23 protein-coding genes are annotated in these 22,058 nt (G+C 64.0%); 12 read left to right on the top strand and 11 right to left on the bottom strand.

Features of this window, described 5'->3' with window-relative positions:
* Positions 1-290: 290 nt before the first annotated feature.
* From VGN72_22760 to VGN72_22750, 3 genes are all read right to left on the bottom strand, one after another.
* Positions 291-1,346, bottom strand: coding sequence for a protein arginine kinase (locus tag VGN72_22760; GenBank protein HEV7302177.1), 1,056 nt, complete (start codon positions 1,344-1,346; stop codon positions 291-293).
* A 208-nt stretch (positions 1,347-1,554) separates the two neighbouring features.
* A complete protein-coding gene (locus tag VGN72_22755; protein HEV7302176.1) occupies positions 1,555-2,052 on the bottom strand; it encodes a UvrB/UvrC motif-containing protein in 498 nt (165 codons plus the stop codon).
* Positions 2,053-2,141: 89 nt separating this feature from the next.
* A complete protein-coding gene (locus VGN72_22750) occupies positions 2,142-2,666 on the bottom strand; it encodes a 6-carboxytetrahydropterin synthase (protein HEV7302175.1) in 525 nt (174 codons plus the stop codon).
* A gap of 139 nt (positions 2,667-2,805) precedes the next feature.
* On the opposite strand from VGN72_22750, the gene trpE reads away from it, so the two are divergent.
* A complete protein-coding gene (gene trpE / locus VGN72_22745) occupies positions 2,806-4,311 on the top strand; it encodes an anthranilate synthase component I (protein ID HEV7302174.1) in 1,506 nt (501 codons plus the stop codon).
* An 828-nt stretch (positions 4,312-5,139) separates the two neighbouring features.
* Here the strand turns inward: trpE and VGN72_22740 are convergent.
* On the bottom strand, positions 5,140-5,841 hold the full coding sequence (locus tag VGN72_22740; GenBank protein ID HEV7302173.1) for a hypothetical protein: 702 nt from the start codon (positions 5,839-5,841) through the stop codon (positions 5,140-5,142).
* Between the two features lie 320 nt (positions 5,842-6,161).
* Positions 6,162-6,359 carry a hypothetical protein gene (locus VGN72_22735; protein ID HEV7302172.1) on the bottom strand — a complete coding sequence of 66 codons (198 nt, stop codon included), beginning with the start codon at positions 6,357-6,359 and terminating at the stop codon, positions 6,162-6,164.
* Positions 6,360-6,624: 265 nt separating this feature from the next.
* Here VGN72_22735 and VGN72_22730 point away from each other — a divergent pair, with 265 nt between their 5' ends.
* Positions 6,625-7,194: a hypothetical protein gene (locus VGN72_22730; GenBank protein ID HEV7302171.1), complete on the top strand. Its 570-nt coding sequence runs from the start codon at positions 6,625-6,627 to the stop codon at positions 7,192-7,194.
* Positions 7,195-7,862: 668 nt separating this feature from the next.
* The gene (locus VGN72_22725) at positions 7,863-8,426 is read left to right on the top strand and encodes a hypothetical protein (protein ID HEV7302170.1); all 564 of its coding nucleotides are present in this window, start codon (positions 7,863-7,865) and stop codon (positions 8,424-8,426) included.
* A 7-nt stretch (positions 8,427-8,433) separates the two neighbouring features.
* Here VGN72_22725 and VGN72_22720 read toward each other — a convergent pair whose 3' ends face one another.
* Positions 8,434-8,694 carry a type II toxin-antitoxin system RelE/ParE family toxin gene (locus VGN72_22720; protein ID HEV7302169.1) on the bottom strand — a complete coding sequence of 87 codons (261 nt, stop codon included), beginning with the start codon at positions 8,692-8,694 and terminating at the stop codon, positions 8,434-8,436.
* Positions 8,687-8,917 (bottom strand): hypothetical protein, encoded by a 231-nt coding sequence (locus VGN72_22715; GenBank protein HEV7302168.1) that lies wholly within the window; start codon positions 8,915-8,917, stop codon positions 8,687-8,689. Before VGN72_22715 ends, VGN72_22720 begins: the two co-directional genes overlap by 8 nt.
* Positions 8,918-9,013: 96 nt before the next feature.
* On the opposite strand from VGN72_22715, the gene VGN72_22710 reads away from it, so the two are divergent.
* From VGN72_22710 to VGN72_22690, 5 genes are all read left to right on the top strand, one after another.
* A complete protein-coding gene (locus VGN72_22710) occupies positions 9,014-10,102 on the top strand; it encodes a glycosyltransferase family 2 protein (GenBank protein HEV7302167.1) in 1,089 nt (362 codons plus the stop codon).
* The gene (locus VGN72_22705) at positions 10,099-11,304 is read left to right on the top strand and encodes a glycosyltransferase (GenBank protein HEV7302166.1); all 1,206 of its coding nucleotides are present in this window, start codon (positions 10,099-10,101) and stop codon (positions 11,302-11,304) included. The genes VGN72_22710 and VGN72_22705 overlap by 4 nt, the downstream gene beginning before the upstream one ends.
* On the top strand, positions 11,301-12,050 hold the full coding sequence (locus VGN72_22700) for a methyltransferase domain-containing protein (GenBank protein HEV7302165.1): 750 nt from the start codon (positions 11,301-11,303) through the stop codon (positions 12,048-12,050). The genes VGN72_22705 and VGN72_22700 overlap by 4 nt, the downstream gene beginning before the upstream one ends.
* Positions 12,047-12,694 carry a class I SAM-dependent methyltransferase gene (locus VGN72_22695; GenBank protein ID HEV7302164.1) on the top strand — a complete coding sequence of 216 codons (648 nt, stop codon included), beginning with the start codon at positions 12,047-12,049 and terminating at the stop codon, positions 12,692-12,694. The genes VGN72_22700 and VGN72_22695 overlap by 4 nt, the downstream gene beginning before the upstream one ends.
* Before the next feature lie 252 nt (positions 12,695-12,946).
* Positions 12,947-13,900: a lysylphosphatidylglycerol synthase transmembrane domain-containing protein gene (locus VGN72_22690; protein HEV7302163.1), complete on the top strand. Its 954-nt coding sequence runs from the start codon at positions 12,947-12,949 to the stop codon at positions 13,898-13,900.
* 181 nt (positions 13,901-14,081) lie between these two features.
* Here VGN72_22690 and VGN72_22685 read toward each other — a convergent pair whose 3' ends face one another.
* Positions 14,082-15,677, bottom strand: a complete 1,596-nt coding sequence (locus tag VGN72_22685) for a glycosyltransferase family 39 protein (GenBank protein ID HEV7302162.1) — start codon at positions 15,675-15,677, stop codon at positions 14,082-14,084.
* Between the two features lie 172 nt (positions 15,678-15,849).
* On the opposite strand from VGN72_22685, the gene VGN72_22680 reads away from it, so the two are divergent.
* The 3 genes from VGN72_22680 to VGN72_22670 all read left to right on the top strand — a co-directional run bounded on the left by VGN72_22680 (position 15,850) and on the right by VGN72_22670 (position 17,317).
* Positions 15,850-16,290 carry a LuxR C-terminal-related transcriptional regulator gene (locus VGN72_22680; protein ID HEV7302161.1) on the top strand — a complete coding sequence of 147 codons (441 nt, stop codon included), beginning with the start codon at positions 15,850-15,852 and terminating at the stop codon, positions 16,288-16,290.
* Positions 16,291-16,516: 226 nt separating this feature from the next.
* On the top strand, positions 16,517-16,990 hold the full coding sequence (locus VGN72_22675; protein HEV7302160.1) for a hypothetical protein: 474 nt from the start codon (positions 16,517-16,519) through the stop codon (positions 16,988-16,990).
* Positions 16,991-17,071: 81 nt separating this feature from the next.
* On the top strand, positions 17,072-17,317 hold the full coding sequence (locus tag VGN72_22670; GenBank protein ID HEV7302159.1) for a helix-turn-helix transcriptional regulator: 246 nt from the start codon (positions 17,072-17,074) through the stop codon (positions 17,315-17,317).
* 251 nt (positions 17,318-17,568) lie between these two features.
* Here VGN72_22670 and VGN72_22665 read toward each other — a convergent pair whose 3' ends face one another.
* Positions 17,569-18,570, bottom strand: coding sequence for an aspartate-semialdehyde dehydrogenase (locus tag VGN72_22665; protein HEV7302158.1), 1,002 nt, complete (start codon positions 18,568-18,570; stop codon positions 17,569-17,571).
* Positions 18,571-19,295: 725 nt separating this feature from the next.
* Positions 19,296-20,381: a class I SAM-dependent methyltransferase gene (locus tag VGN72_22660; GenBank protein ID HEV7302157.1), complete on the bottom strand. Its 1,086-nt coding sequence runs from the start codon at positions 20,379-20,381 to the stop codon at positions 19,296-19,298.
* A gap of 231 nt (positions 20,382-20,612) precedes the next feature.
* Between VGN72_22660 and VGN72_22655 the strand changes: the two genes are divergently transcribed.
* A complete protein-coding gene (locus VGN72_22655) occupies positions 20,613-21,224 on the top strand; it encodes a TetR/AcrR family transcriptional regulator (GenBank protein ID HEV7302156.1) in 612 nt (203 codons plus the stop codon).
* Between the two features lie 124 nt (positions 21,225-21,348).
* On the opposite strand, the gene VGN72_22650 is transcribed toward VGN72_22655, so the two are convergent.
* The gene (locus VGN72_22650; protein ID HEV7302155.1) at positions 21,349-21,948 is read right to left on the bottom strand and encodes a PEP-CTERM sorting domain-containing protein; all 600 of its coding nucleotides are present in this window, start codon (positions 21,946-21,948) and stop codon (positions 21,349-21,351) included.
* Between the last annotated feature and the right edge of the window lie 110 nt (positions 21,949-22,058).

Here is a 22,058-nt window from a genome sequence, read left to right as displayed (position 1 = left end):
CGCCCGCGCTGCGCGGAAGACGCGGGGTTGGCGCAACACCATCCGCAATTCTTCGCGTCCGCCTTCGCGTCCTTCGCGCCTTCGCGTCTCTGCCTCTTCGCCATCGCGGCTCCGCGGCTTGGCAGACAAGAATGTCCGCCCTACTACAGAGAGTTAAAGACAGAAGAGACACAGGCAAGAATGCCTGTGCCACAGAAGAGGGGCAGAGAGAATATGGGGGGAGAGACAGGCAGGAATGCCTGTCCTACAGAAGGCGAAGACAAGAGGAACCGACGCCGAAGCGAGGTCCGCTACACCCCGCCCAACCGTTGGCGAATGTAATCTGCCCGCACGGCCCGGCGGAGGTCGCCTTCCAGTTTTCGGCCTTGGATGCGCTGCAAATGGGCGGGTTGGGTGAGCAGGAACAGCTCGTTGACCGTCCGCACGTCAATGTCCTTCACCCGGCCGAGGTTGATACCCATCCGAAGGTGCGACAGCAGGAACAGCGTTTCCTCGCTGGCGATCAGGCGGGCGCTCTTCAGCAGGCCCATGGCGCGGTGGACCTTGTCGTCGAGGGCCGTCGTGCGGTCGTTCAGCAGCGTTCGGCGGGCGTGGTGTTCGTAATCGATAATCTTCGGGATCACCACGTGCTTAAAGTCGCTGATGATCTCTTCTTCCGTCTTGCCCAGCGTGGTCTGATTGCTGATCTGGTAGAAGTCGCCGGTCGCCTCGGTGCCCTCGCCGTACAGGCCGCGCACGGCCAGTCGCATGTCCTTGGCGGCTCGGAAGACCTTTTCGATCTCACCGGTCAGCTTCAAAGCGGGCAGATGCAGCATGACGCTGACGCGGATACCGGTGCCGACGTTGGTCGGGCAAGCGGTGAGGTAGCCGAAGCGGTTGTGGAAGGCAAAGTCGAGCCGGCGTTCGAGCGAATCGTCGATCTTGCTGATCTGCTCCCACGCCTCTTCCAACTGCAGGCCGCTGCGGAGGACCTGGATGCGCAAATGGTCCTCTTCGTTGACCATAATCGAGATCGTCTCGTTCTCGCCAATCGCCACACCGCGGCTGCCCTCGGCGGCGGCGTGGGGCTTGCTGATGAGGTGGCGCTCGACCAGCAGTTGCCGGTCCATGTCGGTGGCCTGCTCGAGGTCGACGTAAAGCGTCTGCGGCGCAATCTGCGACGACAAAATCGTCTCGCGAATGCGTCCTTCCAGCATCGTCCGCTGCCCGCGCGACGACTTGGCCAGGAACGGGAACCCCGCGACGTTGCGGGCCAGCCGGATGCGCGACGAGATGACGATCTCGCTCATCGGCCCGCTGCCACGGAGCCATTCGCCGGCGTGATTGGTGAGGTCGCTTAACTTCATGGTTCGTGTCGCTCGTTATCTAATTCAACGCAGAGGCGCAGAGTGGGGAACGCGGAGTGTCGCAGAGGTGGAGAGAAAACTTTCGCCCACGAATGAGCACGAAAAGATACGAATGAAGGCAAGGCAATCGGTCTTATTCTTCATTCGTGTTCCTTCGTGCCCATTCGTGGGATCTCTTCTCTGCGTTCCGCCCTCAGCGCCTCCGCGTTTATTCTTCCGCCTGGCGAATCTGATCGCGTAGTTTCGCGGCCTTCTCGTAATCCTCGGCCTCTACCGCCCGGCTGAGGTCCTTGCGCAGACGCGTCAGATCGACCGACTTCTTCATCGGCACACCCACCTCACCACGGCGGGCCGGCACCTTGCCCACATGGTGCGTAGCCCCTTCGTGGGCTCGCTGGAGCAGTGGGGTCAAATCTTTCTCGAAGACGCCGTAGTCGTGCTCGCAACCGAGCAGGCCGCTCTGGCGGAAGTCGGCCCAGGTAATGCCGCAGTGCTCGCAGCCACCGACGCCGGTCTCCTTCTGCAGGCCGGAGTGGGCCAGCACGAAGTTGGTCAGCAACTCATTGATCGGCGTGTGCGTCTTGACAGGCAGGCCTTCATTCTGGGCCGCGCACTGCTCGCACAAATGCTTTTCAAGCTTCTTGCCGCCCTTGATCTCGGTCAGGTGAACGGTGGCGGCGGCCTTGTTGCAGTTATCGCACTTCATAGGTGATTTGCGTGAGGGGCGGGAACGGGAACAAGTACCTCGCCCAATCGTATTTATCGGCGTTGGGAACGTCAATCGTGGAACCCGTCTTACGGCCGGTAAACGGCAGAGTTCGTATCCGTCTCCCAAACCTCGACCGACACCAACATCACCGGTTCGGCCAACGCTAGTTTCACTGCCACATGATAGGCGACATTTTCCGTGCTGGGATTCAATTCCCCATCGAACGGCGGCAGTTCATTCAGGTGCCGGTTGTGCAGCGGCGCGATGATCGCATCCACCTGCCGTTCCAGCTCGTGGAAATCCATGACGCACCCCAGTGCATCCAGCCGCGGCGCCGACACCGTCACCTTCACCCGCCAATTGTGCCCATGGATGGGCTCGACCGACTTATCTGGAAACCGCAACGCATGGGCGGCGGCGAAGAAGCGCGTGGTGGTGATCTCGAAGGGCATGAACGAGCAGGGTACGCCGGGGGGAAGCGTCGTCGCAAGGGGCTGGGAGGCCAGGTGAGGGTGCATTTCGACCGGCGGAAAATGCTTGAATGACCAAACCAGAATGACCAATGAAGCCCCAATGACCAATTGCCAATGACCAACGACAGGTTTCTTCATTGGTCATTGGAGCTTGGGCATTCATTGGTCATTCGGATTTGTTCATTGGTCATTCGGACGCCACCCTCACTTGGCCTCGCCCGAATTCCCAACCCCTCACCCCTACCCCCTAGCCCTTCCCCTCTTTAAGATGCCCCCCATGCGGCGGTACTTCCCAGACTTCGACAACTTCAAGACGGCGGCCACCACCGCGCAGATCGTCCCCGTTTACCGGCAACTGCTCGCCGACCGGCACACGCCCGTCAGCGCGTTTGAAGTGCTCGGCCGCGACGCCCACGCCTTCCTGCTCGAAAGCGTCGTGGGCGGCGAGAAGATCGCCCGCTACAGCTTCATCGCCACCAGCCCGTCCCTCATCTACACCGCCGCCGGCCCCAACGCCGCCATCGCGCGCCGGAACGGCAAGACCGACGAGTTCCAAACGACCGACCCATTAGCCGACCTCGCCAAGCTGCTCCCCAGCCGCACGTACCACCACGCGAAGAACCTCCCCGCCTTCACCGGCGGCCTCGTGGGGTACGCGGGGTACGACACCATTCGCTATTACGAAGGCGAGAAGCTCCCCAACCCGCCGAAGGACGACCGCCGGCTGCCCGACCTGCACTTCGGCCTGTACAACGAGCTGGTCATCTTCGACCACGTCGACAAGACGATCAAAGTCGTCGCCAACGCCGACTGCGGCTCATCGGATAGCCCGCAATCCCTCGAAGACGCCTACCGCGACGCCTGCCGGCGCATCGACGACATCGTCCAGCGGCTCCAGCAACCCCCCAGCAGCAAGCTCGGCGAGATCGACCCCACCGCCCCGCTCACGATCAAGTTCGACAGCAACCTCACCCGCGCCGAATACGAAAACGCCGTCCGCAAGGGCCAGGAGTACATCAAGGCCGGCGACATCTTCCAGTTCGTGCCCGGCCAACGCCTGCGCGTCCTCAGCGACGCCGACCCGTTCGACGTCTACCGCGCCCTGCGCATCATCAACCCGTCCCCGTTCATGTTCTACTTGAAGACGCCCGCCTGCACGCTGATCGGCGCGTCCCCCGAGATCCTCTGCCGCGTGCAGGACCGCGTGATGACCAGCCGCCCGCTCGCCGGCACGCGCCGCCGCGGCGACACGCCCGAGGAAGACGCCGCCCTCGAAAAGGAACTCCTAGCCGACCCCAAGGAACGCGCCGAGCACATCATGCTGGTCGACCTTCACCGCAACGACATCGGCCGCGTCGCCAAGACCGGCAGCGTGCAGATTTCCGACGTGATGACCGTGGAAAAGTACAGCCACGTCATGCACATCACCTCCAACGTCACCGGCATCCTCGACGACCAATACACCGCGTTGGATGCCCTGCGCGTCGGCCTGCCCGTCGGCACCGTCAGCGGCGCGCCGAAGATCAGGGCCATGCAGATCATTGACGAACTCGAACCCCACCGCCGCGGCCCCTACGGCGGCGCGGTCGGCTACCTCGACTTCGCCGGCAACATGGACACCTGCATCGCCCTGCGCACCATCGTCTGGCGCAACGGCACCTACGACGTCCAAGCCGGCGCCGGCGTCGTCGCCGACAGCGTCCCCGCGAGTGAATACGAAGAATCGATGAACAAGGCCAAGGCGTTGCTGAAGGCCGTCGAGATCGCTGGCCAAGGGTTTTGAAGCATGTTTTAAATCAGTGATGAGGACGTGAAGCGCATCACCCCGCAGCAAGCCGGGATACAAGAAGAAGGGGTAGGGGTATGGGCCTGTACCGTAAGTCAATGGTCTACGTGTACCTGTTTTGCGTGGTCGTATTCCCGCTGATGGTCATATGGTCATGGGTATCGCCGGGCCCCTCGTCTACTTTGCAAGGGCGAATCCTCTCCACCGCCGCCTGCATTGTCGGCTTGGTGAACTTCGCGCTTCTACTTCGCTACAACCGCAACCCTTAATGTTGTAGGGTGGCATTCATCCCGCTCACGGACCTTCTTCTGTAGGACAGGCATTCTTGCCTGTCTCTCCCCCCTGTCTTCTGTGGGACGGACATTCTTGTCTGTCTCTCCCCCTGTCTGCCTCTCTTCTGTGGCACAGGCATTCTTGCCTGTGTCTCTTCTGTCTTTGCATTGGGTGGGACGGACATTCCTGTCTGTCTCTATTCTTCCTTCTCAAACTGGACGAGACGCGAAGGCGCAAAGGCACGAAGGCATCGCGAAGAAGAATTTGAACCACAGAGGACACAGAGAGCACCGAGGCAGACACAGAGCAGCGCGTAAGACGGGATGAAATCGCCCGGCCAGGCGCCACCGGTCCGGACCCGTTGACGATCGGACTTAGCGCCAAGCACGCCAAGGAAAGAAAAGAAGAGCGAAAACAATTGCTTTGCTTCGCCTTCCCTTGGCGTCCTCGGCGTCTTGGCGATCTTGGCGCGAACCGAAACGAAGAAAGGGCGCGCCACACAGGCCGCGCCCCAATCTTCACTTCAGACTTCATCCTTCAGACTTGCGCATCTCACGCCGCCATCTTCGGCGACGTCGCCGACCCGCTTGCGCTCACGGTCAGCCCCGTCGACACCGCCCCGCTGCCGCCCGCGGCGAAGTTCACGTTGAACTGCGTCCAAGGCCCCACCGCCGTCGACCGCACCGCCTGCACCTGGTACATCACGCCCACCGCGCCGGCCGGCACCGCCGCGTCCGTATAGGACTTCGACCCGGTCGCGCCGCAATACACCAGCGGACCGACCGCGCCCACGCGACGCCATACCTGGTACATCGTCCCGTGCGCGCCCGCGGGATTAGATGCCGCCCAGCGGATCGTCAGCGAGCCATCGCCGTTGATCTCTGCCGTGAAGTTCGACAGCGGTCCCGGGGCCGCCAGCGGCGCGCGGCCCGACGATCGCACCGTCACGCCCAGCAGGTGCTTGTCGCCGTCGCTCACCGTGCGCGACGCCTGCACGATCGCGTACAATTCCCTAAGGACCGGGAGCATCTGCGCCTTCGCGCTGTCCTTATTGGACGTCTCCGATTCCGACCGAATGCCCGCGCTGCGCGACGCGACCATCGCCGTCCACGCCGCGTCCCAAGGCGCGTACACCGCCGCGAACGCCGCCGCCTGCTCGCTGCGCAGCCCGTACGTCGCGAACCCCGTCGCGATGCGCGCGTGCCAGTTCGTCACGTACGGCGCCAGCAACACGTCGCTTCTCGGAATGCCCATCATCCACCTCGTCCTGCAAGACGTCTCCCGGCCCCTACCCCGGACGAAGCCGTCCGACCGTGAGCCGCATCACTCGTTTCGACCAGACGCGCCCTCCACTTAACCGGTTTGCGACGATTGCAATCAATATCCTCGCACGACCGCCCTTCTGCTTTCCATCCGCCCCACCCGATAACACCGCCCCGCCCGCCCGCTACCCACCAGCGCCGCCCGCCCGACCCGATAAAACCCGCCCCGCCGTGCATGCCAAACGGCATGCCGACCTGCAGTAAGGCCATCCGACAGATTTGCACGCTCACCCAACTGATCTGCAAGATCACTTAACTCATCTGCAAAGTCACTTCGCACATCTGCAAAGTCACTTCGCACATCTGCAAGGTCATCCGACTGACCTGCGAGGCGACCCGACTGATCTGCAAAGTCGCCTGGCTCATCTGCAAGGCCACCCGACTGATGTGTAGGATGACTTCGCTGATCTGCGCGATGACTTCGCAACCCTGCCACTCGTCGGGTGCCACGGTACGGTACCCCGTGCCGTGTCTTCCCCTGCCCACCGAAGACACGGCTTGGCGTACCAAACCGTGCCACCCGCCCCCTCCCCAACCCTCCCCCGTCGCATGCGGGAGAGGGAGCCAGCCGCCCCGTACCATGGGCGGCCCGCCCATGTCTTCGGCCCCGACTCAAAAGACACGGGCGAGCCGCCCGTGGTACGCGCCGCGCCGCACGCCCATCGTTGGCTCCCCGCCGGCCGTCACGTACAATCCGACCAACGACCACGCGGGGATGAACGTGAAACACGGGTTGGCGGACGGGCCCGTGCCACCTGCCAATCTCGTCGCAGGAGACGTCAACATGTTCACCACTCTACATTCCACAACCGTCACGCTACTGCTCTTGACCGGCATCTTCGGTCTGACCAAGGCCCGCGGCGCGGAGTTGCCGACAACACAGTCTGCCGCGCCACGACCAGCCACCCAACCTGCCAACGCTGCCGCGGCAATGTCGCAGGCCGAGGAACCATCGACAAAGCCCGCGTTTCGAAGTTATCGAAGGTCCGCCGCGCAGCCACATCTTCTGGATGCGGCGAAACTGGATCGCATTACTGACGGAGTGACATTAGGTGCGATCGTAGAAGAGTTGGGGCCGGGTCAGATGCACCCGTTGTCAGGCACTGGCATCATTAACTGGCATTTCAATGACGGCCGGCAACTGAGCGTTTGGCCAGATCGATATAAGTCGGACGAGGTCATCACGTGGAAGGGGCAGTCGGGAAGATCACGAATGTGGATCGGCACCCATCAGTGGCAAATACTAACCACATCACCGGCGACCACACAGAGTTCAGAGCCGTAGGGTCGGCACCGCCCACCGCGTGTGTTAACTCTTTCGAGTGAGAAGCGATGGTACGAACGAGATCGCAATTCAATGACCGTGACGAACTGCGATCTACTCACAGACTACGAACGTCGATCCGGCTGGTCGTCGGTTTCGGCATAGCCTGCGTCTTGATCGTGGCGTGGTACCAGTGGACCGCACCGCGGGAGATTCCTTTCGACTCTCAAGAGTGGAAGGCGTCCCGCGGGATGGATTCGCGTCGCCAGCGTATGCTCGCCGACCTTCGAGAGGTCGCGATTGCTGAGCGGTGGGATCGGTCCACCGTGATCGACCGCCTGGGCGGGGACTCGGCCGAAGCGTACGGACAACATGCTCCGGGGTTGCGGTATGATCTCGGTAGCGCACCGTTGTGGAGTTCGGAAGGTAGCCGCGACAATCTGATCGTGCACTTCACGCCGGACGGCCGGGTGGATCGACTCGAAGTGGAGAGGAGTCAGTGATGACTGCCGACGGGCGGCCTCATCACCCGATGAAGCCCACCGCGTTCCAGAACCATGATGCGGGACCGACGGAGGGCGTTGCCAACCCTACATCACTTGCCACCGGCCCAGTATCCTACCCGCGTGCCCGACCGTCGAACGCTTCCTTACGCCGAGCCACAACCGCCACCGCCCCGGACGCTACGGATGGAAGAGGCGGATGGTGCCGTGCGCGTGATCTTTCCGGTTGATCCGACTTGGGTGTACGTGTTTCCGATAGTCGGTGGAGCGATTGCGGGTTTTGGCCAGGGTGCGGCAATCTTTGCGCTTTCCCGGTTCATATGGTGGTTGGGGCCCGCCCCGTTTCAGTTGCCGGGGGAAATCCGATGGCAACTGGCAAAAACGGCCGCCGTTCTCGGTTTGGCGATGTTGTTCTGGTGGTCGATTGCCGCGTTTCACTGGTGGCGGTACCGCCGGTGGGGCCGGGTGCCACGGATCATCACGGTGTCGGACCGACAGCTCGTCGTATCGGATCTGGGGATGTGGCGTATGCGCGAGCGCGCCGTTGCCGCAGACGACATCGTCAAGGTCGAGTACCGCCCGATCACCCGGAATATCGCGTGGTGGCGCACGGCGGGTGACCTGTACCTTCACCGATCGAAAGGCAGACGCCTGCAATTTCGCTTCTCGTCGGATGATCCTGATTTACCCAAGCGAATTGCGCAACGGATCGCCGATCAACTCCGCCGCCCTCTCACCGGTGCGACCTAACGAGCGATCACTCATACACGTCGCCGCGGCGGGCGATGGTGATGACGAAGACGGTGACGGTGCGGTCGTTGATCGTGTAGACGACGCGGAGGTCGCCGAGGCGGTAGCGGAGGGAGCCGGCGAGCGGGCCCTTAAGCGGCTTGACGTTGTTGCCCTGGCGCGGGTTCTTCTCGAGCGATTGGAAGCAGCGGGCGAGCTTGCGGGCGGTGGCCGGATCGCAGCGATCGTAGAACCGCTGGGCCTCGCGGGACAGCTCGACGTTATACATCGGACCGGACCTTGCGCCAGGGCGTGGTGCGGCCGGCCTTGATGTCCTTGACGCCGCGGGCGTAGGACGATTCGAAGCCCTCCATCGCGAGCAGTTCGAGCGTGGCGGGGTCGAGGTCGCGGCTGCGGACGAACGCCAGGAACTCGGAGGCGACGCGCAGCTGCGGCGTCGACAGCTCGTCGACCATCGCCTTCAGCTCTTTGCGCAGGGTGGCGGTGCTCATCATCGAATTATAGCGATCGTGCAATCGGTGGGGCAACGGATTGTGTCGCGTCGGGGTCGCCGGTACCTTCGGGGGCTTAAGCGAAGCGATGCGAACATGATGAAATTAGTCGTCTCCATGCCCGCCCTGAACGAAGAGAAGACGATCGCCACGGTGATCGGGGGGATTCCGCGCAGCATTCCGGGCGTCGGGGAGATTCGCGTGCTGGTCGTGAACGATGGCAGCACCGATTCGACGGCGGCGCTGTCGGTGGCGGCGGGGGCGACGGTGGTCAGCCATGCGACGCCGCGCGGGGTGGGGGCGGCGTTTCATACGTCGCTGGCGTGGGCGATTAGCCAGGGGGCGGATCTACTGGTGACGATTGATTCCGACGGACAGTTTAATCCGGCGGACATTCCGACGCTCATCGCGCCGGTCGTCAGTGGGCAGGCGGAGTTCGCGACGGCGTCGCGGTTTAAGGACCCGGCCCTCGTCCCGGTGATGCCGGGCATCAAGCTCTGGGGCAACCGCATGATGAGCCGGCTGGTGTCGCGGCTGACCGATGGCACGTATTACGACGTGTCATGCGGCATGCGATGCTACAGCCGGCGGGCAATGCTGAGCTTGAACTTGCTGGGCAAGTTCACGTACACGCAGGAAGTCTTCCTGAACCTAGCGTTTAAGGGGCTGAAGATCGCCGAGGTGCCCATCCCGGTGCGCGGCGAGCGCGAGTTCGGCAAGAGCCGCGTGGCGAGCAACCTGTGGCAGTACGCGACGAAGACCAGCGGCATTATCTTCCGGTGCTATCGCGACTATCGGCCCTTAAAGTTCTTCGGGAAGATCGCTGCGGCGCTCATCATCCCGGCGATCGTGCTGGAGATTTTCTTCTTCGGGCACTACTTGGCGACGGGCGCGTTCTCGCCGCACAAGTGGGCGGGCTTTACGGGTGCGGGGCTGGCGGTGCTGGGGCTGATGATGTTTTACATGGGGCTGATCGGCGACATGCTCGACCGGCACCGCATTTATCTCGAAGAGATGCTGTACCAGCTGCGGGCCGGCAGCGCTGGCAGCAAGCCGCCGGTGCAGTCGGCGATGCCGGCGCTGTCGGACGGGCCGACCGATCCCGCGGTGCTGACGTCGCCTCAAATGGCGGCGCCCGCCCTCGCCTCTTCTGTCGCCGTTGTCGCCAAGGAGCCCGCGCTGTGAGCCAAGCCGATGTTGAACCCCGCCCCACCGCCGGTGGTCGGCCGCGCATGCTCGTGGCTGCATTCTTCCCGCGCACGGTGACGCTGGAGGGCGTGGGGACGTTCATCCGTGGCATCGCTGCCGAGATGCTGCGCCGCGGATGGGACGTTCACGTGCTGACACCCACGGGCAAGCCGCTCGTCGGTTCGCCGGTGGTCAGCCTGTTCTACGACAGCGGGCTGAAGGGCATCTTCAACTATCGCAAGGCGTTGAAGGCCGCATCAAAGGATGCCGACGCGGTGCTGCTGGTCGAGAGCAACCCGGTGATGGGCTTCACCGCCCGCTGGTCTGCGAAACCGGCGGCGACGCTCACGTATTTTCTAACGCCACTGGCGACGCCCGCGGATCTGCGGCGTGCGGGGCTGACCAGGCAGGCGATTAAGCACGGCATCGGCAAGAGCCGGCTGCTGGCGCGTCCGCAGTCGTGGCGCGACCGGCGGTTCGCCGCGGCCACGGAGTATCAGGCCAAGCAGATTCGCTCGCTGGGGGCGTCGAACATTACCGTGCTGCCGGGCGCGGGGTTCACCTCCAGTCGGGCAGTGCCCACCCGCGAGGAGGCCCGCCGTGAACTGGGGTGGGACGATAAGCCCGTCTACGGTTACTTGGGGCACTATAGCCCCGCCAAGGGCGTGGGCGTGCTGGTGGATGCCGCCGATCATCTGGCTGATACCGGCGCGGTGCTCGGTTTGGCCTACAGCGGCAAGGGCAAACTGTCGGCTGACCATGATGCGAAGCGCAAGGCGCTGATCGCCAGTGGCCGGGCGCGCGAGTTGGGCGTGGTTGACCCGCTGGTCTTCTTGGCCGCGTGCGACGTGACGGTGCTTCCGTACGTCAGCCCGAGTATTTATCATTTGCCCCAGGTGATGCTCGAGAGCTTCGCCGCCAGCACGCCGGTGGTGACGACCGACGTCGGCGGCATGGGCGAATTGATTCGCCCGAACATCACCGGCCTGCTCGCCCCACCGGGCGACGCGCCGGCGTTGGCGGTGGCGATCCGGCAGATGCTGGCAGATGGGTCGAAACGCCACGAGAGCGGCCGCGTCTGCCGCGACATTTTCGAGCGCGAACTGGCGGTCAACGTCTTCTGCGACCGCGTGCTGGCGATGCTGGCGCCGGGCGTCAGGCCACCCGCCTCTACTGCCACGGAAGGAGCCGCGCAGTGACGACCGATTCAGGCGCCAATGCCCCCGCCGCCACCGATGACGACGAAGCTGCCCAGCGAAAGCGCCACGCCTGGGCGACGCGTGGCAAGATCAACACGTACATCCAGGAGATGGGCTGGTATGCCCTGCAGCGCGACGAGGAGATCGTGCGCTCGCTGCTGGGCAAGGGGCCGGGGCGGTCGCTCGACATCCCGTGCGGGTCCGGGCGGTTCACCGAGTTGCAAAAGGAACTGGACTTCGACGTCGTCTCGGCCGACTACAGCCCGACGATGCTGGACGAGGCCGTGCGCAAGGCCCCGGGCCGCGTCCTGCGGGCCGACATCTTCAACCCGCCGTTCCCGGATGAATCGTTCGACGTGGTGCTGATCTCACGGTTGATGTTCCACTATGCCGACCCGCTGACAATCATCCGCGGTATCGCGCCGTTGTTGCGGCCGGGCGGGCGCATCGTGTTCGACACGCTCAACCCGCTCTCGCTGCGCCGGGCGGCATCGCTGGCGAGCCCAGGTCGGCAGAAGGACGGCGCGACGCGCCTGCATTTCGCCAACCCCGCCGAGTTGTCCCGCGGCATTGAAGGACTGGGCTTGGAAGTGCGCCAACGGCGCACGGCTTACGTGATCCCGACCCGCGCCTATCGCCTGTTGCCCCGCTGGATGGCGTGGACGCTGCACGGCATTGAAAAAGTCTGGCCCGGTCCGGCCCGCATCCTGACGTTCTGGCAAGTGGTGAAGCCGGAGGCGCGATGAACCCGCCGCCTTCCACCGATCCACAAAACGCCGCCGCGGAAGTCGCCGACACGAGCTTCGACTTTCGCTCGAAGTACACGCAGACGAACTTCATCTCGCGCCGGTTGCTCGACGGCTTCTTCGGCGCGATCACGCAGGCCACCCGCGGGCTGGACGTGCGCAACGCAATTGAGGTCGGCTGTGGCGAAGGCTTCAGCACCGCCCGCCTGCAGGCGATGCTGCCGGCCGGGGCGCGCTTCGAGGCCAGCGACATCGAAGAGCGCCTCGTGCGCGAGGCCCGCGAGCGCAACCCGCACATCCCGATTGCCCGCGAGTCCATCTACGACCTGGCCCGGCCGGACAACGCGTACGACCTTGTCTTCGTCTTGGAAGTCCTCGAGCATCTCGACCACCCCGCCCGCGCGCTGGCGGAGGTCTGCCGGGTGTCGCGGAAGTGGGTAATTGCGTCGGTGCCGCGCGAGCCGATGTGGCGCGTGCTGAACATGGCCCGCCTGAAGTACATTGCCGATCTCGGCAACACGCCGGGGCATTTGAACCATTGGTCGAGCGCCAAGTTCCAGCAGTTCGTCGGGCAACATGCGACGGTGCGGCAATGCCACACGCCCACGCCGTGGACGGTGGTGTTGGCGGAAGTGAAAGCGTAGGTGGGAAGGGACCAATGAATGTCCAAGCCACAATGACCATGGAAGAAAATGTGCTTCCATTGGATCCTGGTCTTTGGAGTTTGATTGGTCATTCGGGTTTGGTCATTGGTCATTCCACGAATCACCCCCACCCTAACCCTCCCCCGGCGTACCGGGAGAGGGAGCCAGAGCGTACCGCGCTCTGATTGGGATCTGATCATTGGTTATTTGTTGGTCATTGGGGCTTGATCATTCTCCTTTGCGAGGTCTCCCCTGCTCACCCGCGCCCGCCTGTTCAAACTGCTCATCGCGATCATCGTGCTCGTGCCGCTCGCCTACCTCGGCCGGCGGTACTACGGCGAGCTGCATCGGTTGCGCGACGCGCCGCCGGGGCTAATCGTGGCGATGATCGCCTGTTACCTGGCGACGCGCGCGCTGAACGGGCAGGTGTTGCGCGTCTGCATGCGCGCGCTGGGGTACGCGGTGGGCTTCGCCGAAGCGTGGATGCTGGTCATCCTCACGTCGTACGCGAATTTGCTGGTGCCGCGCGTGGGCATCGGCATGCCCGCGGTCTACCTGAAGGCGACGCACGGCGTGCCATTCACCGACTTCGGCGCGCAGAGCCTGATCGCCACCATGCTTCAACTGGTGACGATCGGCCTGGTCGGGTTGGCCTGCGAGGTCGTGCTGGCGCTAAGCTACGGCGCGCGGGCCCCGTGGCCGATCACGTTGAGCTTCGTGGCCGTGTTTATCGTGGGGATCGGCACGGTCTTCATCCGCGTGCCCACCGGCCGAGAGCCGAGCGGGCGAATCGCGCGCGTGCTGCAGCGCGTAGGCGAAGGGTGGGCCAAGATGGGCAAGCCGCGTACCGTGCTCATCGCGGCGGCGTGGAACGTGCCGATGCTGCTGCTGCGCGCGTGGCGCGTGCAGATGTCGTTCTACGCCGTCGGCCAGCCCGTGTCGTACCCGGCGGCGCTGCTGGCGTCGCTGCTGGGCGATCTGGCGTTCTTCGTCAGCGTCACGCCCGCCGGCCTAGGCTTCCGCGAGGCGGCCATCAGCTACTCGGCCCCGCTGCTGAACACGACACCCGACGTCGCGCTGGCGGCGTCCATCCTCGATCGGCTGGTCTGGAGCATGGTCGTCATCCTCATCGCCCAGGTCGGCATGGTCCGCATGATCCGTCCGGCGCTGCGCAGGTCGCCGCACGTGGCGCAGGTGGCGGGCTAGCGATTCGATGTCATCCCGAGAGCGACCCGAGGGATCTCCCACGGCCCGCACCGTCAGCCAGTCGAGATCCCTCAGGTCGCTACCGCTCCCTTCGGGATGACATGGGGTTTTGTTCACTGGGCTTTAGGCTCTCATTGGGATGACAATCGGTGCGAGCGTGGACGCTTCCACAGAATCAACTTCAATCCGTCATTTTGGTCGTTGGCAGCACGATCGGCACGATCGTCTGCCATAACGAAAGTCCGTCACCCTCGAAGATTACCTCGCGCGGCTGCAGGGCCAGCGCCTCGACCGCTTCCTCGGCGTTGTCCCCCGGCAGCAGCACCAGCAACCGTGGCGCGGCGGCCAGTCGGTCGCGGTAGGCCTGCAGTTCGCGCTCGCTCGGTGGAATGCGCCGCGCGAACGGCGAGGCGATCACCGTGCGCCCGCTGAAGTAGGCCAGCACGCGGTCGTTGTCGGCCACCAGCAGATCGTCGGGACGGGTGGCGGAACCCATCTGCCTCGCGAAGTCGATCGTGCGCTGGGTCTCACCATCGTTATGATGCGCATAGAACGGCGTGCGGCGTTGCACGGCGATGTAGCGGACGACCTGAATCAGGTTCGGCACGGTCAGCAGCACCAGCGCCACCGCGGCCACGAGGTTGCCCCGGCGCGCGTCCAGCCGGCGGTTGACCCACACGATGGCCGACCACAAACCGAACAGCAGCAGCGGCAGGATGGGCAGGAAGTAGCGCTCGCGCGGCAGCCACGCCAGCATCTGCGCCAGCGTCGCCATCACCCACAACCCCCACAGCACGCGCCGGCGGAACAGCCACAGGCCGATCGCGGCCAGTCCCAGGCAGAACAGGTGGTTGATGCCCGGCGCAATGCGGAAGGTCAGGATGGCCTCGATCGCGGTCTCGCCGGTCAGCATCGGCAGGAAGTCGAAGAACGTACGGCTCAGCGCCCACGACAACCGGTCGGTTAGCAAACTGCCCAGCAGCGCCTCGCGTGCCAGCGGTTGATCGACGTGCTGCCGCCGCGGGTCGATCAGCCGCAGCGCCAGCACGATCGCCACCGCCAGCCCGGCGATGGCCAGGTGACGATACCGCTTCGGTCCGCGCAACACCTGCCACGCGATCGCCAAGGCCAGCGCGCCCATGAATGTCAGCGACGTGGCGCGGAACACGTTCATGATCAGCAAGCCGAGGCCAATGGTGATCCACGCGATCGGGCTGCGATAGCCCACTGCGGCGTGGCCCGAGTTGTGATCGACGTCGCCGTCATCGTCGCCGCGGTCGCGTACGATTTGTTCGTAGCCGACGAGCGTGAGCATCACGCCGAGGAAGAACGGCATGTCGGTGAACATCTCGAAGCTGTAGCGGTAGACGCGTTCCGCCACCGCCGCCAGCAGGACCATCATGACCGCGGTCGGGCGGTCGACGTGCAGCTTGAACAGGCGGTAGACGAGCGCCAGCGACCCGAGCGCCGCCAGCAGCAGCACGAGCGTGGGCAGGACGAAGTTGTCTTGGCCGAACAGGCGAAAGCCCAGCGCGATGGTCCACGGCAGCCCCGGTTCGACGATGCGATCTGGCTGGCCCAGGTAGCTGTACCCCTGCCCGCTCGCCAGGTTGCGCGCGATGGCGGCGTACAGCGCGCTGTCGGAGTTCACCCGCCATTGCGCGTTGTAGCCGGCCAGGTAGAGCAACGCGATCGCCCCGAAGATGAAGTGGCGATAGCGGTCGACCCAGAGCAGCAGGCGATCGGTCAGACGAGCTTCCAGGGGCAGTGCGGTCATGTGGGCGGGTGATGCTAACGGCGATCGCCCGTCGGTTGAAGGCGCGGGCACAATCCGTCACATACCGATCTGCGGCGGTTCCCCGCCGGCGGTTCAACCGATATCATCCGGAACCGACGGGGCGCGCATCGCTGCGAATGCAATTACCCTGTTTGAGTAAGGGGAACGCGCGATGGCCAGTCGAAAGCAAACGCGGAAGACGGCCGGTCTCGGTGACGTGGCGATCCGCGTGCGGGCGCGGCGGGCCGTGACGGCGGCGTCGTCACCGGACGCGCCCGGCGACCCGCTGGACGTGAAACGCCGCATGCTCGCCGACTTCTGCCGGCTGATCGTTGCGTCTCCGGAGGCAAGCACCCCACCGCCGGCGACTTTCGCCCAACCGCCCGACGACATCGCCGACCTGCCGCCGCGCCTGCGCCAGACGCTGGCCGGTTTGCTCGAGGGGGACAGCGAAAAGCAGGTCGCCCGCCATCTGAACATCAGCCCGCACACGGTTCACGTGTACGTGAAGGCGCTGTACAAGCGATTCAACGTCGCCAGCCGGGGCGAACTGCTGGCGCGCTGGGTGAAGCGCAGCGACACCGCGCCCCGCGGCGTCACTAAGCGCAGTTGATCCCCATCGATGAGAAATCGTACCGCAACGGGGGCCATCGAAGTTCTTTCCCTCCGAATTCTCACGACAAAGCCGGCAAATTCAGCCCAAGTTTCCCAGATAACCTGAATAGGTGAATTTCGATCTTTTCCAAAATGCGCATAACTCCGCGTGCTGTAACGGTCAGGGGCGGTGTGCGTCCGGCCGATGAAGAGGGACGTACGAGAGAGGCCCGCGGGGTGTTTTTATGGGATCGTCGTTGCAGTTGCTCACCTCCACCGACATTCGCGGCGCGTTGCGCCTGGCGAACGAGCTGCACTCGATGCCCACCGCGCCGCACCGCCGTCGACGGCACCTGATCGAGGGGCTCTGCAAGCTGCTGAACGCCCACGTCGGACTGAACCTCACCTCGCCCGCGGGGGATGGGAAGCCCATCGACGGCCAGACCAGCGTCGTGACGGTCGGCTGGCCGCACGCCGACGATGAACGGGCCGCGGCGCAGCACTTCAAGGCCAACTGCCGTGCCGATCCGATGTACGAGCGCATCGTCGACCACACCGCGCGCAACGGGTACGCCCTGGCGACCTGCCGCCGGAGCGACTTCTTCAACGCGGCGGCGTGGGCGGCGATCCCGCTGGTCCGGCATCGCCGGCAAGCGATGAAGATCGACGAGTGCATCGTCTCGATGTACCCGCTGCCGCGCACGAACACGTCGGCGTAGATCTTCCTCTACCGGCGCGTCGGTGGCGGGCCAGCCTTCTCGCGGCGCGATCGCGAGCTGCTGCACGTCATCCACAGCGAGATGGACTGGCTCTACCACCCCAATGGCGGCGCCAGCGCATCCCATCCGGAGATCGACGGCCTGACCGAGCGTCAGCGCCAGACCCTTGACCGCCTGCTCGCCGGCGACAGTGAAAAGGAAGCCGCCGCCGCGCTGGGACTGTCGCCGCACACGGTGCACGTGTACGTGAAGTCGCTCTACCGCACGTTTCAGGTGAACACGCGAAATGAGCTGCTGGCCAAGTTCATCGGTGGCAAGCGAGAGTGAATGCGATCGCGAGGGCGAAAGCCGCCCCGTGTCTTACAATAGGGTGGGAAGACACGGGACGGTTTAGCGGGTGTTTCGGCTTTCGAATCTTGATGATATCGCGCCAGGGATTCCAAGTTCGCCAAGAGCGCCAAGGCAAATTAGAGGAAGCGCTTTAGCCTCGCTTCACTTCTTGGCGCACTTGGCCTCTTGGCGCGACGCCTTTCGAGTAGACCACGCTGCCAATCCGCCGAAGGTTTCCCCACAATCCCCTACAGCAGCTTCTCGGCGATCTGCACCGCGTTCGTCGCAGCGCCCTTGCGGATCTGGTCACCGGCGACGAACAGATCAATCCCCCGGCCGTCGTCGCGGCTGATGTCCTGGCGGATCCGGCCGACCAGCACGTCGTCCTGCCCGCTGGCCTCCAGCGGCATCGGGAAGTGGTTGTCGGCCACGTTGTCGACGATGCGCACGCCCGGGGCCTTGCTCAAAATCTGCCGCACCTGTTCGGGCGTGATCGGCCGCTCGAATTCGAGATTGATCGCCTCACAGTGGGCGCGAGGCACCGGCACGCGAATACAGGTGGCGCTGATCATCACCCGGCCGTCGCCGAAGATTTTTCGCGTCTCTTTGACCATCTTCATCTCCTCTTCGTTGTAGCCGTTGTCACCAATGGTGGTGTTGTGGCTGAAGAGGTTGTTGACGATCTGATGCGGGAACTTTTCCTTCTGGATCGGCTCGCCGTTGGCATAGTCGCGCTGTTGTTTTTCCAGTTCGTACAGCCCCCACGCGCCCGCCCCGCTGACGGCTTGATAGGTGCTGACGACCATGCGCTTCACGCGGTTCACCTTGTGCAGCGGCCAGACCGGCACGTTCATGATGATCGTGCTGCAGTTGGGATTGGCGATCAGGCCGACGTGCTTGCTGATGGCTTCCGGATTCACTTCCGGCACCACGAGCGGCACGCCGTCCTTCATGCGGAAGCAACTGCTGTTGTCGACCACCACCGCCTTGGCCGCCACCGCCGCCGGGGCAAATTCCTTGCTGATGCTGCCACCGGCGCTGAAGAGCGCGATCTGCACGTCCTTGAAGCTGTCCTTGGTCAGTTCCTCGACCTTGAACGTCGTCCCTTTGAACTCCACCGTCTTGCCGGCGCTGCGCGCGCTGGCGAGCAGCTTGAGGTTCTTGATGGGGAAGTTGCGCTCGGCCAGCACGTTCAGGAATTCCTGACCGACCGCACCGGTCACGCCGACGACAGCAAGGTTCACGGACATTTACGCTGCTCCACTAAAAACGTTCAGCCACGGATGCCGACCTGATACCTTATTGACCTTCACGAACCAAAACACGACCGCGAGCGAACCGGGTGGGTTCACTTTGCCGTCGTCGTTTTCGTCGTCGTGGTCAACAAGATGCGGGTCCGCTAGCCGTGGCTGTTACTCGATACACCAACGATCCACCGGCCGACTGCGCCAGGCGGCGGTCTCGTGGCAATAGTATGGCAACTGAATCGGCCGACTGCAACTGGCCGGTAGCGACCGCGGCCGCTGTGCGCCGGGCCCCTCGCCTCGCCCGTGTACGCATAGGAGAGGCTGGGCGAGGGCGACTCCGACGATGCTCCCGTGTCGTGCATCCATCGTCTGCCGCAGTCGCAGGCGCGCAGAATGTCATCCCGATGGGAGCGGTAGCGACCTGAGGGATCTCGAATGGCCAAGAGGCGATCGTAGCGTCGAGATCCCTCCCGCCTCACTAAGGCGAGCGGACAACACCTTGTCGCCTCACGCGCACTTGTCATCCCGATGGGAGCCTTGGCGACCTGAGGGATCTCGAATCACGGACGGTTCTCGGCCTTGGGAGATGGGTCAGGTCGGCAAGCCTCCCATCGGGATGACACGTCCCTGATCAGCGCGAGGGGTTTGTCCGATAGCCTTTAGGCTCCGCTCGGGATGACAACTGTGGGCGCCATAGCCTTTCCTAGTTTTTACCCTCTCGCTTCCGCCTACTTCCCCGCTTCGGCGATGTAATAGTAATTACTAATGTCGTGCGACAGCGTATGCACCTGCACGTCGCCAAAGCCGGCTTCGCCGAGCATGCGCAGCGCGACGTCCTTGCCCCACATGGCGCCCAGGCCGGGGCCGCCGTTGGCGAGGGATACGCTCATGCAGTGCATGCAGGAGACCGTGTAGAGGTACGGCCCGATCGGGTGGGCAATGTCCTGTTCCACATGGCTGGAGCCGAGGATGTCCTGCATCAGCAGCGCCCCACCGGGCTTGAGGCTCTTCTTGATGTTCGCCAGCACGGTCTCGGGCTTCGCCTGGTCGTGGATGGCGTCGAACGCGGTTACGAGGTCGAACCGGCGTTCGCCGAGCGAATCGCTGACGCTGCGCGCCTCGAAGGTGACGTTGGTCAGCTTCAGGCGGTCCGCCTCGCGCTTGGCGGCGGCGATGGCCTCGGGCGAGGTGTCGTACCCGACGAACCGGCTGTTCGGGTACGCCTCAGCCATCTCGCACAGCGCCCTACCACTGCCGCAGGCCACGTCGAACACGTCGATGCCCTGTTCGAGTCTGGCAGGCAGCCCCGGCACCAACGGCAGGATGTGCTGCGACAGGGCCGCCACGACCGTCTGGTCGCTTTCGTCGGCCATCACCTCGTGAAAGCGGTTGTACGCCGAGTACGGCACCCCGCGACCGTGCGAGAAGGCGTCGACGACCTCATCTTCCACGCTTGCCAGCACGCCGACCCACTGGGCGGTGACGCCAAAGTTGTTCGGCCGGGCGGCGCGGGTGAGCAGCGCGGCGTGGGCTGCGGGCAGCGTGTATTGGCGGGTAGCAGTATTCAATTCGACAATGCCGCCGGTCGTCATCGCGCCCAGCCATTCGCGAACGTAGCGCTCGCTGAGGCCGGCCTTCTCAGCCAGTTCGGTGCTGGTGCGGGCGACACCGTCGCCCATGGTGTCAAATAGCCCGGTGCGGTGGCCGATGCTGGTCATCAGCATCAGGGCGGCGCCGTTGACCATGCCGATCAGCTTCTCGGCGAAGGCGTCAACTGCGGTCGTATCAATCGCGGGGGCACATGCGGTACACATCGTAAGTTCTCCGTTGGAACAGATCCTCGCTTCGATTGGGAAACACTTCGCTTCCCTTGGACGAGGAAACATACATGCGCCACGGGCAGGGGATACTTTACTCTTCGTCTAAGTTTGCTTGACTTGTGGTATAGTTTTAAGATGCTCGCGGTTGCCCAGCGTCTGACCAGGCGCCCCTGGCAACAGTCGCCACGCCTTCGACCGCACGCATTTACCGACAGGGGTTATCCGATGGCACGCAGCACGAAACAGACGTTGATCGAGGCCGCGTACGAGCTGTTTGGCCGGCACGGGTTCCACATGATCGGGCTGGACCGCATCATCGCCGACGCGGGCGTGAGCAAGCAGACGTTTTACAACCACTTCGCGAGCAAGGACGAGTTGATCCTGGCCGTGCTGGCGGCGCGGCACGAGGCGGAATCGAAGAAGTTCGCGCAGCTGTTCAAGCAGGTGGCCGGGCCCGACCCCAAAGCGCAGTTGTACGCGTTATTCGACGTGCTGGAGGTGTGGTTCAACGAGCCCGAGTTCCGCGGCTGCATCTTCCTGACCGCCGCCGCCGAGTTCCCCAGCCACCACGACCCGGTCCACATCGCCGCCAACGATCACGAGCAGTCGGTGATGGAGAACCTGCAGTACCTGGCCACCCTCGCTGGCGCCAGCCATCCGCGCGTGTTGGCCGAGCAGTTATTGCTGCTGCTGAACGGCGCGATCGTTTACCGGCATATCAGTGGTGGAAAGGAAGCCGCGCGCATCGCGAAACAGACCGCGACGCCGTTGCTCGACCGTTACTTTGAACCGTCCGAATGCCCGCCGCGGCGTGGGATGGCAGCTCTGTCCGTCTGACCACACGGCCTGTCCGCACTCCCGCCGAAGCGGATACGGTATGCCCTCCACAACGACCGCGGCCCACGCGTCGTGGTGACGCGCGGGCCGCTGATCTAAACCTACCCCGATCGGAAGTAACTCCTTATGCGATTGGCCGACGACGACGCGTCAGGCTGAGCGCCCCGAGCGCGACCGCCGCCAGCGCGCCGGGCTCGGGGACCATCACGTCCTCACCGGTGCGCAGGTTGTCGAAGGTGACGTTGCCAACGTCGACGCCGCCGTACACTTCGGTGATGAAGCGAACGTGACCCCAACTGGTGGCGGCGTCGATCGCGCTGCTGATCGAACTGTAGTCCCACGTCAGCGTCTGAGTCGCGCCGCCAATCACCGACTGCGCGCCGAGTTGCTGATCGACGCCACCGTTGGCGATCACCTGCGCCGTGATCCTGAAGGTTGCCCAGCTAGGCGCCGCGAACTCCGGCGTCACGTCAACCTTCAGCAGGTTCTCACCGGTCAGCGCAACCCGAATATCGTTCGAGTAGCCGCTCTGCATGGTGTTGCTCCAGCCAGCAGGCATATCGCGCAGGGCCGCAGACGACCCGTGAGTGACACCCGTACCGGTGGTCGTTGTGATCCCGGACCATCCTTCGACGCCGGTCTCCCACGAATTGACGATCGCCCCGTGGGCAGCCCCGGCGGACATGGAGACACCGACCGCTAACGCAATTGCAAGACGTGCCATTTTCCCTCGCGTGAAAAGAAGTGCAGCCGCAGAGTTCCGAAACACTCCACAACTGTTGCATTCAATATATACCGGTTTCCCGATCGGGCAAGTCGGGCGGGAAGTTTTTT

The sequence above is a fragment of the Tepidisphaeraceae bacterium genome (genome assembly GCA_035998445.1).
Lineage (GTDB): Bacteria > Planctomycetota > Phycisphaerae > Tepidisphaerales > Tepidisphaeraceae > DASYHQ01.
The sequence above is the reverse complement of the archived record's forward strand: the minus strand, read 5'-3'. Positions and strand labels throughout refer to the sequence as shown.

Bases quoted from the DNA above. Each gene is read 5' to 3' on its own strand.
- VGN72_22685 (HEV7302162.1), bottom strand. From the start codon at position 15,677: ATGACCGCACTGCCCCTGGAAGCTCGTCTGACCGATCGCCTGCTGCTC.
- VGN72_22730 (HEV7302171.1), top strand. From the start codon at position 6,625: ATGAACGTGAAACACGGGTTGGCGGACGGGCCCGTGCCACCTGCCAAT.
- VGN72_22725 (HEV7302170.1), top strand. From the start codon at position 7,863: ATGGAAGAGGCGGATGGTGCCGTGCGCGTGATCTTTCCGGTTGATCCG.
- VGN72_22695 (HEV7302164.1), top strand. From the start codon at position 12,047: ATGAACCCGCCGCCTTCCACCGATCCACAAAACGCCGCCGCGGAAGTC.
- VGN72_22680 (HEV7302161.1), top strand. From the start codon at position 15,850: ATGGCCAGTCGAAAGCAAACGCGGAAGACGGCCGGTCTCGGTGACGTG.
- VGN72_22760 (HEV7302177.1), bottom strand. From the start codon at position 1,346: ATGAAGTTAAGCGACCTCACCAATCACGCCGGCGAATGGCTCCGTGGC.
- VGN72_22755 (HEV7302176.1), bottom strand. From the start codon at position 2,052: ATGAAGTGCGATAACTGCAACAAGGCCGCCGCCACCGTTCACCTGACC.
- VGN72_22655 (HEV7302156.1), top strand. From the start codon at position 20,613: ATGGCACGCAGCACGAAACAGACGTTGATCGAGGCCGCGTACGAGCTG.
- VGN72_22710 (HEV7302167.1), top strand. From the start codon at position 9,014: ATGATGAAATTAGTCGTCTCCATGCCCGCCCTGAACGAAGAGAAGACG.
- VGN72_22660 (HEV7302157.1), bottom strand. From the start codon at position 20,381: ATGTGTACCGCATGTGCCCCCGCGATTGATACGACCGCAGTTGACGCC.
- VGN72_22740 (HEV7302173.1), bottom strand. From the start codon at position 5,841: ATGGGCATTCCGAGAAGCGACGTGTTGCTGGCGCCGTACGTGACGAAC.
- VGN72_22675 (HEV7302160.1), top strand. From the start codon at position 16,517: ATGGGATCGTCGTTGCAGTTGCTCACCTCCACCGACATTCGCGGCGCG.
- VGN72_22720 (HEV7302169.1), bottom strand. From the start codon at position 8,694: ATGTATAACGTCGAGCTGTCCCGCGAGGCCCAGCGGTTCTACGATCGC.
- VGN72_22650 (HEV7302155.1), bottom strand. From the start codon at position 21,948: ATGGCACGTCTTGCAATTGCGTTAGCGGTCGGTGTCTCCATGTCCGCC.
- VGN72_22665 (HEV7302158.1), bottom strand. From the start codon at position 18,570: ATGTCCGTGAACCTTGCTGTCGTCGGCGTGACCGGTGCGGTCGGTCAG.
- VGN72_22715 (HEV7302168.1), bottom strand. From the start codon at position 8,917: ATGAGCACCGCCACCCTGCGCAAAGAGCTGAAGGCGATGGTCGACGAG.
- VGN72_22670 (HEV7302159.1), top strand. From the start codon at position 17,072: ATGGACTGGCTCTACCACCCCAATGGCGGCGCCAGCGCATCCCATCCG.
- VGN72_22750 (HEV7302175.1), bottom strand. From the start codon at position 2,666: ATGAAGAAACCTGTCGTTGGTCATTGGCAATTGGTCATTGGGGCTTCA.
- trpE (HEV7302174.1), top strand. From the start codon at position 2,806: ATGCGGCGGTACTTCCCAGACTTCGACAACTTCAAGACGGCGGCCACC.